Raw genomic sequence first — 14,295 nt, forward strand, 5'->3', positions numbered from 1 at the left:
TTAATTTTGCTAAAATTGAAAAAATAGATTCCAATTGAAACGGGATTAAATATTTAAAACTAATCTGTTTTTTAATTCGTGTAAACGCGAGTCACTTTGTCTACTCCGTCAATTTTCTTGATATTGTCAATTAATTTTTTCAAAATGCTATTGTTTTGAACAATTACAATTACTTGTCCTTTGAAAAGTCCTGCTTCACCACTCAAAGAAATACTTTGGATGTTTACGTTCATGTTATTTGAAATTACTTTTGTCAATTCATTGGTAAGGCCAAGTGTATCCATTCCTGTGATGTTAAGCATGGCTTTGAATTCTTGTCGGCTAGAGTCAATCCATTTGGCGGGCATAATACGGTATGCATAATTAGACTGCAAAGCAAGTGCATTAGGGCAGTCTTTTTTATGAACTTTTATTCCTTCATTAATAGTAACAAAACCAAAAACATCATCACCAGGAATTGGGTTGCAACAAGCAGATAATTTATAATCTAGTTTATCTTGCTCCTTTCCAAAGACCAACATATCATAATTATGATTTAATATGTGTTTGTGAATGTCTGGAGAAGCTGTTTTTTCAGAGCGCTTAATTTTATTTTTAAAGAAATTGATTAAAGTATTCCCCTTTTGAGCTGCGTAATCTTTTAACTGTTGGTTCTCAATTGAGCCTACACCCACTCTGTAGAATAAATCGAGACTTGTTTTAAGGTTGAAAAAATTGACTAATTCATTAACGGTGGTTTCGTTTAAGGTTACTTTTAAATGTTTTAGTTTACGAGTAAGTAGTTCTTTACCGTGTTCTGCGATTTTCTTAGTGTTTTCGTTAAGGACACTTCTTATTTTGTTTTTAGCTCTTGAAGTGGTGACGTAATCTAGCCAATGTGCGGTGGGTTTTTGATTAACTGAAGTGATAATTTCGACTTGATCGCCACTTTTTAATTCATAATTCAAAGGAACCAACTTTCCGTTTACGCGAGTTCCACGAGTTTTGATTCCAATTTCAGAGTGAATACTAAAAGCGAAATCTAACGAAGTAGCTCCTTTAGGTAATGATTTAATATCTCCCTTAGGTGTAAAAATGTAGATTTCTTTAGAGTACAAATTCATTTTGAAATCTTCGACAAAATCCACTGCATTGGATTCGGCATTTTCAATCGCTTCTCTCAAAAGGTTGAGCCAAACATCCAAACCGTGTTCTTCGTCAGCACCGTTTTTGTATTTGTAATGTGCTGCATATCCTTTTTCAGCAATTTCGTCCATACGCTCACTACGCACTTGTACTTCTACCCAGCGACCTTTTGGTCCCATTACGGTGATGTGCAAAGCTTCATAACCTGTGGATTTTGGCGAGGAAATCCAGTCTCGCAAACGACTTGGGCTGGGTCTATAGTGATCTGTTACAATAGAATATATTTTCCAAGCTATAAATTTTTCATCATGTGGAATGGATTTATAAACGATACGTAACGCAAATTTGTCATAAACTTGATCGAAACCTACGTTTTGCGCTTGCATTTTTTTACGTATCGAATAAATAGACTTTGGGCGACCTTTTATGATGTAGTCTAATCCTTCAAGATCTAAGGTGGCTTTTAGTACAGCAGATATATCCTTGATGTAATTATCTTGTTGTTCCTTGGTTTCTTTTATTTTGCTGACAATTTCGTTGTAAATCTCAGGTTCTGTATATTTTAAGCCTAAATCTTCTAGTTTGGTTTTGATATTATACAATCCTAATCGATGGGCAAGAGGTGCATATATATACAAGGTTTCAGAGGCTATTTTTTCTTGTTTATAGTCATCCATGGAGTCCATAGTTTGCATATTGTGCAATCTATCGGCCAGCTTAATTAAGATTACTCGAACATCATCGTTCAGTGTCAATATCATTTTTCTAAAGTTCTCCGCTTGCATAGAGACTTTTGTGTCTTTTTGAACTAATGATATTTTAGTAAGCCCTTCAACTAGCTGTGCTACCTTTGGATTGAACATTCGTTCGATATCTTTTACAGTTATCGGTGTATCTTCAACTACATCATGCATTAATGCTGCGGCAATGGAAGTTGCTCCCAGACCAATTTCTGAGGCTACAATTTTGGCTACAGCAATAGGATGAAAGATATATGCTTCACCTGATTTTCGGCGTTGTTCTTTATGTGCGTCAACTGCCACATCAAAAGCTTTGCGAATAAGTTTTTTATCTTCAACGGTTAAAGTCTGGTAACTAATTCGAAGTAATTCTTTGTATTCTTGAGCAATAGCTTTATTTTCTTTCTCGATGTCGATTTCTATCATAACGGGGGTGTTCAATTTCTAAAAATAAGTATAAGTAATTAGATATGCAAGCGAAAGAGAAGGCTAATTTGAATAGATTTTATTTAATGATAAAGCAAATGGACTTCAGTTATTATTAACGATTGAAGATTAACGATTTTTGATTTTAGAACTTGACCTTTGCTATTGAATTTTGACTTTAGCTAAAACCCGCGTTGTCTTTTGGCTTCAAAAATTAAGATAGCGGCAGCAACCGAAACGTTCATACTATCAATTTCGCCTTGCATGGGGATGATGATGTTTTGTGTAGCAGCATCACGCCATTCTTGGGTAAGTCCTGTGGCTTCTGTACCTACTACAAGTGCTGTTGGTGTGGTATAATCTTGCGTGTGATAGGAAGTTGAGTTTTGTAACGTAGCACAATAGAAATTTATATTTTTTTCTTTTAGGAAAGCAATAATTTCAGCAGTAGATCCAGTCGCAATTTGGTTAGTGAACAAACAACCTACGCTAGAGCGAACAATATTAGGATTATACAAATCACTTTTAGGATTAGCAATAATGACAGCATCGAGATTTGCAGCATCGGCAGTACGTAATAAAGCACCAATGTTTCCTGGTTTTTCAGGAGCTTCTGCAATTAATATCAGTGGATTACTCGATAGTTTTAGATTAGATAAATGCATCGGTTTTGTTTTGGCTACAGCCAAAATACCTTCGGTAGTATCACGATAGGCTAATTTTTGAAAAACTTCTTTGTTGATTTCGATATAATCAGCCGATTGTGCCACTTTTTTAGCTTCTGAATCAGAACAAATTTCGGGATAAAATAAGACCGTTTGAATTTCGTAACCTCCTTTGAGAGCGATTTCGATTTCTCTTTTACCTTCAATTATAAAAGTACCTGTTTGTTTGCGGTTTTTAGCTTTGTCTTGTAATAGAACTAAAGATTTTATAAAAGGATTTTGGATAGAAGTAATTTGTTTCAATTGTAGTGGTTTATTGTTTTTTATCTGTCAATTGTAATTAGCATAGTAACATTGGTTTTTTATAACCAAATTCCAATTTTGCTCATTTCAAAAAAATAAAAGCTAAGTTTTAAAAAGGCTAAGATACTATAGAATTTTTGAAATTTAAAACACAATAATTTGTATCTAGGAATTGACAGTCATTGTGGCTTATTTTAGCTACTTTTGCGGAAATTTAGAAATAAAAACATGTTTTACTTAATTCAAATTATAGGAATACTGGCTTTTGCTATGTCTGGAGCATTAACGGCAATGAATAAAAAGATGGATCCTTTTGGGGTTTTTATTATTGCATTTGTTACTGCTTTGGGAGGTGGGACATTGAGAGACGTTTTGATAGGCCAAACACCAGTTGGATGGATGCAAGATTTGATTTATGTGCATTTGGTTATTGCAGGTTTTGTATTAGCTATTTTTTTTCGTAAAAAACTGGAGCATTTGAGAGTGTCATTCTTTTTGTTTGATACCATTGGATTGGGAGTTTTTACATTAATTGGTTTAGAAAAAGGAATTAACATAGGGCTTCATCCAATAATTTGTATTGCAATTGGTACCATGACAGCTTGTTTTGGTGGGGTAATTCGAGATATTTTGTGTAATGAAATACCCGTAATTTTTAGAAAAGAAATCTATGCTACCATTTGTATTTTTGGTGGAATTATCTTTTTTGGGTTGAAGGAATTTGGATTAAATAATGATGTTTTGTATTTGATAACATCGTCTATCATTATTTCTATAAGGCTGATGGCGGTTAAATTCAAATTGTCGTTACCCTCATTGGAATAGAAACTATAATCGAATTTTTTATTTTGCTAAAAATAAATAACCCGCAAGAGGTTTAATATATTCAGGTTCATTTAAATATAGTATATAAAAATAAGTTCCAAAGGGTACTGGTCCGTTTCCTACTATTGACCCTTTATTTGCAAATCCGTCCCATTCCTCAGTTGTATTATTTCCTTCCCAAATTAATCTTCCCCATCGGTTGTAAATTTCAAGTTTGTAATTCAAGAAAACATCTTTCAATCCAGCAATATGAAACTTGTCATTACTTCCATCATTATTAGCTGATATGAAATTATAAACAGTGGGAGGACAGTTCTCAGTGGTTAATAGGAATGATGTTATGCTGGAGCAAAAGTCATTCTCTAAACGTACATAAATAGTCTTAGGAGTATTTTTTGCAACATAATTGGAGCTGTTAAATATTGGATCACTCTTTTTCTCTGCATTTTCCAGCGTTTCATAAAATTGTACAACATCTGCAGGATTTACTTTTACCAAATCTTCATAATTCGAAAAATCAAAAGTTCCTCTTCCAAGTCCTTCATTACAGACTTCTTTATTTTCTAAAATGCTAAATAAAGGTGATTTTGGTATACGAACTTCTACTTCAAAACTGTTGTTGTTTTCTACGATTTCAGCAACTATTCCTGTTCCTGTACCGTTGTCGTCAATGACTGATTTTAGAATAAAACCATCAGGAATAGTATTCGGAATTTCTATCGTAAGTTGATCGTTTATAGTTTCACCAATAGCGATATCGGTTTGACTAAATGAAATTTGAATAAGGCTATTGTTGGCGTAAAATGCAATTGGCGTATTTGCAGGAAGTGTATTGGTGGCGTCTATATTTGAAATTGAATAATCAACCACAATTGTTTTTGAGTCACAGTTCATATTTGCTTTATTAATACTTATGGTGGCGTCAGGAAGCTGACTGTTTAATTTGGTGACAATAGCATTAATTATTACAAAATCTTGACCAGAAGTGAGTTTGATTTGGGCGGAAGTATCTCCAATTTTTATGTTATTTTGAATAGAGTAGCTGTCTAAATCCATGTTGTATAATTGATTTGAATTTGTGAAGCTATTGGTGCCATTAAAGGCATTGTTGACCGGGTTCAAAGGTGGGTTACTAATTGAGTTCCCATTTATAGTTAAAGTTTCATTTACGGCAATTCCCGAATCTCCTTCCCAAGCTAGGAATCCAATTTTCGCATCTTTATTATCAATGACATTCAGACTGTTTAACGTGATGTTGATTTCGTCAGGGACTGCTTGTAATCCGTCATATACATTGAGTTGGTTGAGCGGTAGATTGGCGTTTTTGTAAATAACGATAATGGCCCAACCTGCAAAATTAGTACGGTTATAAAAACTATCATAAATAAAAGCAGAAACATCTAAATCGGATAAGGTGTAATTTCCAGTTCCAGTTGATTTAACTTGTTCTGTTACATCTTTAAAAGCACTGAAATAATCAAAAAGAAATCCAGCTGTTGGTCTTTGATGGCTGAAAGTTCGGTCTGGGGTAATTATTTGGTCGTTTAATTTTACTTCAAAATCTCCCGTACCACAACCAGCCCAGTATAAATAGGCTTTTTCGATTTCGTCATTCGGATCTATATTAAGTGTTGCTGAAGATGTTGTATAGATGTAAGGAAAAAACATAAATGAGTTTTCTTCAGGGTTTAAAGTGTTTCCAAAAAAGACAAAATCATACCTTCCGTTAAATTGTTTTAGTAATGAAATATCTTGACCAAACGTAATGGTAGCAAAAAATAGAATCCATCCTAAAAGTATGTTTTTAAGATATTGTTTCATTTTAGATACTGAGGTTAGATTCACTCAAAGTTACGAAGGATTTGTATTTTAATTTAAAGAATCGATAAAAAGTCTTATTTTCACGCTTTATAAACTGTGAATTTTGAATCAATATCAAGTAAAACAATACCAAAACTCCAATTATGAACAATGGAATGAATTCATTAGCCAAGCTAAGAATGCTACGTTTTTGTTTCATCGTGATTTTATGGAATACCATCAAGATCGGTTTGAAGATTACTCTTTGATGGTTTATGATGATAAGAAACTGGTTGCCGTTTTGCCAGCTAATAAAGTAGGCGATCAACTTTATTCTCATCAGGGATTGAGTTATGGAGGTTTAGTTTATCAAGAAGATTTAAAGTTAAGTTCTGTAATCAAAGTATTTCAGGTAATTCTGGATTTTATGTTTTCTAGTGGCATATTGAAATTACAGTTAAAGACAATACCTTTTATTTATTATCAAAAACCGGCACAAGAATTAGAGTATATTTTGTTTTTATTGGGAGCCAAATTAATTAGACGTGATACATTGTCCGTTATTGATTTAACTGAAGATTATGCTTTTTCAAAACTTAGAAAAAGAGGGGTTCAGAAAGCTGTTAAAAATCAATTGGTTATTAAGGAAGAAGATAATTTTGATGCATTTTGGAATCAAGTGTTGATTCCAAATTTACAAGAAAGACACCAAGCACATCCCGTTCATACAATTGCGGAAATAACAAAATTGAAGGAAATATTTCCTGAGAATATTAAACAATTTAATGTATACAAAGGCGATGAAATTGTAGCAGGAACTACAGTTTTTGAAACCAATAAAGTGGCTCATTGTCAATACATTTCTAAATTTGAAAAAGATGAAAATTTAGGAAGTTTAGATTTTTTATATAACTTTTTGATCATAGAAAAATACAAAAACAAACATTTTTTTGATTTTGGAATCTCCAATGAAGATCAAGGTAAAAAGCTCAATGAAGGTCTGTCTATTTGGAAAGAAAGTTTCGGGGCCAGTACCATTGTACATGATTTTTACGAAGTTGAAACAGCAAATTTTGCTTTGCTTAAAAATTGCATGATATGATTTCATTTTTAGATTTAAAAGAAATAAATAGCCATTATGAACTTGATTTTCAGGAAAAAGTAAAAACGTTCCTAAATAAAGGAAGGTATATTTTAGGAGATGAGGTTAAATCTTTTGAAAAACATTTTGCTTCTTATTGTGGCACCAAACATTGTATAGGTGTAGGTAATGGACTGGATGCTTTAGTCTTGATATTTAAAGGATATATTGCAGTAGGAAAACTCCATAAAGGTGACGAAGTTATTGTTCCAGCGAATACCTTTATTGCAAGTGTTTTAGCTATTTTACAAGCAGATTTAGTACCTGTTTTTGTAGAACCAGATATTGAAACTTATAACATTGATCCCGACTTAATTATTGAAAAGATCACGCAAAAATCTAAGGTGATTTTAGCAGTACATCTTTACGGTCAATTGGCAGAAATGGATAAAATCAATGCCATTGCTTTAGCTTATGATTTATTGGTTATAGAAGATGCTGCACAAGCTCATGGTACCATTTTAGATAATAAAAAGGCTGGAAATTTTTCTCATGCAGCTGCTTTTAGTTTTTATCCAGGAAAAAATTTAGGTGCTTTGGGAGATGGAGGAGCAATCACTACTAATGATTATGAATTAGCAGAAGTGTTATTCTCTTTAAGGAATTACGGTTCAACGATTAAATATAAAAGTGAATTTATTGGTGTGAATTCAAGGCTGGACGAGTTGCAAGCGGCATTTCTAAACGTGAAATTACCACAATTAGATGATGATAATGAAAGTCGCAGAACGATTGCAAAACGGTATTTATTAAAAATAAAAAATGATAAAATAGTGTTGCCTATTTGGGATTGGTCAAATAATCATGTTTTTCATTTATTTGTTATTCGAACTAAAAAAAGAGACGATTTACAACAATATTTACTTGAAAATGGTATTCAAACCGTGATACATTACCCTATTCCACCACATCAGCAGAAAGCGTTAAAGGAATGGAATTATTTATCTTTACCTATTACCGAAATGATACATCAAGAAGTTTTGAGTTTGCCAATAAGCCCTGTTTTGACTATAGATGAAGTTGATTTTATTATTAAAACTGTAAATAAATATTAAATAGATTTTATGAAATTACATGAGTTAAAATTATTTATCAAAGGATACGTGCCTGAAAAAATTTGGATCTCACTTATTAAGGTATATAATTTTATAAAACTTAGAGATCTCCGTAATTTATATTTAATTAAAAAAGCACAGGAGAGACATAAAAAAGCACTTGAAATCGTTCAGGGCAAAACAAAAATAAGAGTTGCTTTCTTTTTGACTCATGAATCGGTATGGAAATATGAGGTGCTTTTCGATTTAATGTTGCACCATCCTATATTTGAACCTGCATTGTTTGTTTGTCCTGTTGTTAATTTTGGTATGGAAAATATGCTACTTGAGATGGATAAAACATACAAAGCATTTAAAATTAAAGGATACGATGTTGTTAAAACTTACGATAGTGAAACGGGAATATACTTAGATATTCAAAAAATTTTCCCTCCGGATATTGTGTTTTATACTAATCCCTATAAAGGTTTACAAGATGAAAGATACTATATCACTAAGTTTCCAAATACGTTAACTTGCTATGTTCCTTACGCTATAATGACTGTTAATATAGAGGGTATCTATAATACAGATTTTCACAATCTTGTTTGGAGAATTTTTTCAGAAACTCCAATTCATAAGGGAATATCAATGCAAAAACAAACAAATAACGGGCAAAACTGTATTGTAACTGGATATCCTGGTTTTGATCAACTTTTAATTAATAAAAGCCCAAATAGTACTATTTGGAAAAATCCAAATTCTAGTTTAAAGAAAATAATATGGGCACCACATCATTCTATGATCGAATTCAATAAAGTGTCAAATTTTTTAGAATATTATGATTTTTTTATAGAATTAGCGGATAATTATAAGGATAAATTGCAAATTACTTTTAAACCACATCATTTATTAAGAGTTAAGCTAGAGGATGATTCCTATTGGGGTAAAGAAAAGACAAATATATATTTTAACAAATGGGAAAGCCTAGAGAATGGTCAGTTTGAAGATGGTGATTATATTGATCTTTTTTTAACCTCAGATGCACTAATTCACGATTGTGGTTCATTTATGTCAGAATACCTTATTACAGGTAAACCATCACTTTTTATGGTTAGAGATGAGTCAGTTATGGAGTATTGGACTGCTTTTGGTGAAAAAACTGTAGCAGCACATTATCAATCCAGAAATAAAAAACAATTAATTGATTTTATTGAAAATGTTGTGTTGAATGAAAACGATTTGATGAAAGAAGAACGCAATATTTTTGTGCAAAATAACCTGATTCCAAAAAATAAGTTAACTGCATCTGAAAATATTTTACAGTATTTAGAGAGCCAAATTTTTCAATAATTTAAGATGTTTATAACTTTAGAAGTTATTTAAAATATAGTTATGAAGAAGATGACAGTGCTAATTTGACTAAAGAAGTTAAATACAAATAAATTTTAATTTTAATAAATGTCTAATACCTCTCTAAAGTCAAGAGCAACAAAAGGAATTATTTGGTCGACTATTGATAAGTTTGCAGTTCAATTTGGGCAATTTACAGTAAGTATTGTACTTGCTCGCATTTTAATGCCTGAAGATTTTGGACTAATAGGCATGTTAGCCATTTTTATTGCGATCGCTCAAACTTTTATAGAAAGTGGTCTAGGTACAGGATTAATTCAGCGTCAAGAAAGAACTGATGTGGATTTTTCGACATTATTTGTTTTTAATTTAGCTGTAAGTACTGTTTTTTATTTTATATTATTTATCTCTGCCCCCATAATTGCAAGCTTTTTTAAACAACCACTACTAATAGATTTATTAAGGGTACTAGGATTAAATTTATTCCTTATTGCTTTTACAATAGTGCAACGTACCAAATTAACGATTATTCTTGATTTTAAATCCATAGCCAAAAGTAATGTTGTTGGAGTAGTATTTGGAGGGTTCTGTGGTGTAATTGCGGCAATAAATGGCTATGGAGTATGGTCTTTAGTTTTTCAAATTCTTGTAGGTTCATTGGCTTCATGTATTTCTTTGTGGTATTTAAGCGCTTGGAATCCATCTTTTGTTTTTTCAAAAAAATCTTTTAACTCCTTGTTTGGATATGGATCAAAACTTTTAATAGCAGGCCTGTATGCACAATTATTAAATAATGTTTACCATATTTTTTTAGGAAAATTTTATCCCCCAGGTTTGTTAGGATATTATACAAGAGCTAAGAATTTTGCGGATGTATCTGCTGGCACTATCTCTAGTGTTTTGCAACAAGTTACGTTCCCAATACTAGCATCGATACAGAAGGACAAGGAAAAAGTAGTGTCAATTTATAGTAAAATGATTCGCCTGTCGGCATTTATCATTATTCCGCTTATGACTCTAATTGCTTTGCTGGCAAAGCCAATAGTAATTGTTTTACTAACGGATAAATGGATTTCTTTAATTCCACTATTGCAATGGATGGTTTTTTCTCGAATTTTTTTACCAATGAGTGTAATTAATTTGAACTTATTGAATGCTATTGGACGTTCCGATTTATTTTTAAAAGTTGATTTATCCAAGTTTCCAATTACAGTAATAGCAATGATTATCACTATTCCTTTAGGTGTAAAAGCAATAATTATCGGGCATGTTATTACATCAGCAATTTTTTTTATTATAAACGCATATCTTCCAGGGAAATTTTATGGTTATGGGCCTATGCACCAATTTAAAGATATGTTACCTATTGTGGGAATAACAAGCCTAATGGCAATTTTGGTTTTTCTATTTACTATTATGATACAGAGTTTAGTTTTACAATTGGTTCTTGGAATAATTCTTGGATTAGTTTCTTATTTGTTAATTTGCTGGTTAGTGAAATTAAAAGAGTTTACGGAATCTTGGGAATTAGTCTCCAATATGTTAAATGATTATTTTGCTAGAAAATAGTGTTTTAATAACTCTTGCTATGGTTTTAGAAATGTTTTAATGTCTCAAAACCGAATTTCATATTTTTATTCAAAATTATTTCAAATGGTTATTCTAAGTTCCATTTATTTTTGAAAACCACAATTACGAAAACGTTTTAGGTTGCGTTTTTTGTTACGTATTATTCAGTAATAGGTCTATTTTAGTGAGATTTAAAGCTTAATTAAACGGCTATTTACTTGTTTTTAGAGAATTTATTAAAAAATTATTTTTTTTTTTTTTTTTGATCTCAATATTTAATGTAGTCTAAGTTTTATATTTAAAAGTTGTAAATGTTAAATGTCTGTTTTTTTTAAATATTTTCATTCTAGAAATTATATATATAGCTTAATTTTTATTCCTTTTTTTTACACTTATGCTAAATTAAAAAAACAATTATTAAATTCTCGAAAAATAAATCTTGATTTCATCGATTTTATGAAAAAATCAAGGAGGAAATAGGGTCATTGCTAGTCTTAAATAACTAGTACATTTGTACCATAATAATTTTAAAACAAAGAAAGCATGAAAAATTCAATTGTATTATTAGTGATTGCAATGATAATGAATGTAACATTCGTTTCAGCAAAAATCTTGGATCCTAGAAAGAATTATGCGAACACTACTCAAGAATTAGCAAAGTTGTTGGATCCAGAATCTACAATGGGAAGTTTAGAAAATGATGAAAAAGTTGTAGTTGAGCTTTTAGTAACTCAAACAGGAGAATTAATTGTCATAAATACTTCTACTGATAATGAAGAGTTGTCAAATTATATCAAAGATAATTTGAATTATAAAAAACTTTCTTCTGGTGAGTTGAGTGAAGGTAAAGGTTATGTATTTGTAGTTAATTTTAAAGCAGATCCTAATCTATGAAAAATCGTAAATTCTTAAAATGTTAAAAATCCTAAGTTGTGAAACTTAGGATTTTTTTTTGTTTTCTATTTTGCATTATAGATAAAATAGAAGCTCTGATCTAATTTTTGACTTCTAGCTATGACTTTTATATTTCTTCATTTTTTTAATGATTTGTATTAGAGTTGTTATGAAATGATTTAAATCGAAATTTTTGAAGTGTAGTAGTTTAAATGCTTAATCATAGTTTAGTTTCCTCTCTATAGAAAATACCCCAAATAGCATCTAACTTTTTGGGGTTTTTTTATAAGTACTAGCTTTTATTAATTTCCTTTAGGAAATAAGTTCAAATTGCGAATTTCATAAAGTGGCTACCAGGCTAACAATCATTTTTTTACTGTTTTGTGTTTTGTTGGTCGTTTGTGAGCTATTTGATGATGATTTGAAGCTAATAATGCAAAATATGAGGTTAATTGTAAGTCAATTACTCTGCATTGTGCGGTTTTGATTGTAGGTTCGGTTGGTTGTTTAAAATTTATTTAAGTTGAAAACCAGCGCCAATGTAACGTAAATGTTAAGCGAATGTTTCTTAAATGTTAAATATTGTTATTTTTTACTTTTTTTTAATTCCAGATAATAAATATGAAGCATAATTTTAATCCGTTATTATTACACATCTTCTAAAATAAGGTTGATATTATTGTATACTCAAAAATTATAACCTAGAAACATTGATTAGAGCCTTCTTTTGAGTGTAAAGTCACGGTATTGTTAGTCTCAAACATACCCGTACATTTGTACCATAATAATTATAAAACAAAGAAATCATGAAAAAATCAATTGTATTATTAGTGATGGCGATGATGATGAATGTAACATTCGTATCAGCAAAAGTATTGGATCCTAGAAAGAGTTATGCAAGTACAGCTCAAGAGTTATCTAGTTTTTTAAACCCTACAACTCCTGTTGGAATATTAGAGTATGACGAAGTAGTTATGGTTAAGTTTCTTATAACTGAAACAGGTGATATCGTTGTTTTGAATGCTGCTACAGATAATGAAAAATTAGCTGAGTACATTAAAGAAAAGTTGAACTACAAAAAACTTTCTGCTAATGAATTAACTGCAGGACATCGTTATGAATTTGAAATAAACTTTAAATCATAATGACCTATGAAAAAATTTGAGTCCATTGAAAAATAAAAATCCTAAGTTGTGAGACTTAGGATTTTTTTTGTCTGTAACTGATTTTCTGTGAAATCAAAGGAATCCGTTTATTTATTTTTACGGAATGAAGTGATCACTTTGGTCAGTAGTTAATAATGGTTGATTTTTTTAAGTTAAAATAATACTCAAAATGTTAAATTTTTATTTTCTATCAAAAAAGGGCAACAGCGTTTTTATTGATAATGTATAATTTAAAGTGTTTTTTTTATGGATTTTACGATTTAAAATAATATTACTGATTACCTCAGTTGTATTGACTTAAATACCTGTTTTAATCAAAACGTTAATAAAAATCAGTGCTGTTTTTAGACTGTAATTATGATATACATTTGCAGTGTAAATATTTTAAAATAATAATAAGTTATGAAAAAATCACTTATAATATCAGCAATTGCATTAGTATTAAATGTTGCAATAGCATCTGCGAAGGAAGCAGCCCCTAAGAAAAATTATAGTGCTGCTAAGGAAGAAATTACAAATTTATTAACACCTTCTGAAGGAGTTGGTGAATTGGATAATGATGTGTTTGTAAGAGTGAAAGTAATTGTTACTCCAAAACATGAAATAGTAGTGCTAAAAACGAATGCTAAAAATAAGGAATTAGATGGCTATATTAAAGAATCTTTGAATTATCAAAAAGTTTCCTCAAGTGAATTAAAACCCGGTCTTAATTACGAATTTGAAGTAAATTTTAAATCAGAATTGTAGTCATTGAAAAACAAAAAATCCTAAGTTGTGAGACTTAGGATTTTTTGTTTTTACCAAAATTAAATTTTACTTTTTCAACGACTTGTATTTTTGGTGGTGTTTTTTTGTCTTTGGACTTAAAAGATGGTTTTTTCTTAAAATCTTTTTTACCAGGTGTTTGATCTCCTCTTGCACCTTCACTGTCTTTAGGTGTTGCTTTGAATTCTGCTCTTTCTTTAGTGTTATCTTTAGGTGGTATTTGTGCTTTATGTTTGGCTAATACATCTTTTGGGTTCTTTGGGTTTTCTTTGGTTCCTCTTAGATGAATAACTAATGCGTTTAAGAAATTACGCAACACTTGATCGCCACATTCCATATAGTTTGGGTGTTTCTCATCACGAAAAAAAGCACCTAATTCTGATTTTGTAATTCTAAAATCAACTAGCTCTAAAATTTCTACAATTTGATCATCACGAAGCATTAAGGCTACACGTAATTTTTTGAAGATATCGTTATTGGTCATCATTA

At 30.8% G+C, this 14,295-nt stretch carries 12 protein-coding genes; 8 read left to right on the forward strand and 4 right to left on the reverse strand.

All coding sequences use genetic code 11. From position 1 onward, the window contains the following. Positions 1 to 71 precede the first annotated feature (71 nt). Together ABZP37_RS08470 and ABZP37_RS08475 are read right to left on the reverse strand one after the other, a co-directional pair. A complete protein-coding gene (locus ABZP37_RS08470; protein ID WP_366187265.1) occupies positions 72 to 2,291 on the reverse strand; it encodes a RelA/SpoT family protein in 2,220 nt (739 codons plus the stop codon). 182 nt (positions 2,292 to 2,473) lie between these two features. After that, entirely contained in the window at positions 2,474 to 3,259 is a 786-nt protein-coding gene (locus tag ABZP37_RS08475) for an RNA methyltransferase (protein WP_366187267.1), read from the reverse strand. A 228-nt stretch (positions 3,260 to 3,487) separates the two neighbouring features. Between ABZP37_RS08475 and ABZP37_RS08480 the strand changes: the two genes are divergently transcribed. Continuing rightward, positions 3,488 to 4,084: a trimeric intracellular cation channel family protein gene (locus ABZP37_RS08480; RefSeq protein WP_366187268.1), complete on the forward strand. Its 597-nt coding sequence runs from the start codon at positions 3,488 to 3,490 to the stop codon at positions 4,082 to 4,084. An 18-nt stretch (positions 4,085 to 4,102) separates the two neighbouring features. Here the strand turns inward: ABZP37_RS08480 and ABZP37_RS08485 are convergent, their stop codons facing one another. Next, positions 4,103 to 5,905, reverse strand: a complete 1,803-nt coding sequence (locus ABZP37_RS08485; protein ID WP_366187270.1) for a gliding motility-associated C-terminal domain-containing protein — start codon at positions 5,903 to 5,905, stop codon at positions 4,103 to 4,105. A gap of 103 nt (positions 5,906 to 6,008) precedes the next feature. Between ABZP37_RS08485 and ABZP37_RS08490 the strand changes: the two genes are divergently transcribed. The 7 genes from ABZP37_RS08490 (at position 6,009) to ABZP37_RS08520 (ending at position 13,788) form a co-directional block, all read left to right on the forward strand. Further along, the gene (locus ABZP37_RS08490; protein WP_366187271.1) at positions 6,009 to 6,986 is read left to right on the forward strand and encodes a GNAT family N-acetyltransferase; all 978 of its coding nucleotides are present in this window, start codon (positions 6,009 to 6,011) and stop codon (positions 6,984 to 6,986) included. Next, complete coding sequence (locus ABZP37_RS08495; RefSeq protein WP_366187273.1) at positions 6,983 to 8,080, forward strand: DegT/DnrJ/EryC1/StrS family aminotransferase; 1,098 nt, start codon at positions 6,983 to 6,985, stop codon at positions 8,078 to 8,080. The genes ABZP37_RS08490 and ABZP37_RS08495 overlap by 4 nt, the downstream gene beginning before the upstream one ends. 9 nt (positions 8,081 to 8,089) lie before the next feature. Beyond that, positions 8,090 to 9,412: a CDP-glycerol glycerophosphotransferase family protein gene (locus ABZP37_RS08500; protein WP_366187274.1), complete on the forward strand. Its 1,323-nt coding sequence runs from the start codon at positions 8,090 to 8,092 to the stop codon at positions 9,410 to 9,412. A 108-nt stretch (positions 9,413 to 9,520) separates the two neighbouring features. Then, positions 9,521 to 10,981: a lipopolysaccharide biosynthesis protein gene (locus tag ABZP37_RS08505; protein WP_366187276.1), complete on the forward strand. Its 1,461-nt coding sequence runs from the start codon at positions 9,521 to 9,523 to the stop codon at positions 10,979 to 10,981. Positions 10,982 to 11,524: 543 nt separating this feature from the next. Continuing rightward, positions 11,525 to 11,875 carry a hypothetical protein gene (locus ABZP37_RS08510; protein WP_366187278.1) on the forward strand — a complete coding sequence of 117 codons (351 nt, stop codon included), beginning with the start codon at positions 11,525 to 11,527 and terminating at the stop codon, positions 11,873 to 11,875. Between the two features lie 806 nt (positions 11,876 to 12,681). Continuing rightward, positions 12,682 to 13,020, forward strand: coding sequence for a hypothetical protein (locus ABZP37_RS08515; protein WP_366187280.1), 339 nt, complete (start codon positions 12,682 to 12,684; stop codon positions 13,018 to 13,020). A gap of 423 nt (positions 13,021 to 13,443) precedes the next feature. Continuing rightward, complete coding sequence (locus ABZP37_RS08520) at positions 13,444 to 13,788, forward strand: hypothetical protein (protein ID WP_366187282.1); 345 nt, start codon at positions 13,444 to 13,446, stop codon at positions 13,786 to 13,788. A 34-nt stretch (positions 13,789 to 13,822) separates the two neighbouring features. Here the strand turns inward: ABZP37_RS08520 and ABZP37_RS08525 are convergent, their stop codons facing one another. Further along, entirely contained in the window at positions 13,823 to 14,290 is a 468-nt protein-coding gene (locus ABZP37_RS08525) for a DUF1456 family protein (RefSeq protein WP_366187500.1), read from the reverse strand. Positions 14,291 to 14,295 lie beyond the last annotated feature (5 nt).

The sequence above is a fragment of the Flavobacterium ovatum genome (genome assembly GCF_040703125.1).
Taxonomy (GTDB): Bacteria; Bacteroidota; Bacteroidia; order Flavobacteriales; family Flavobacteriaceae; genus Flavobacterium; species Flavobacterium ovatum.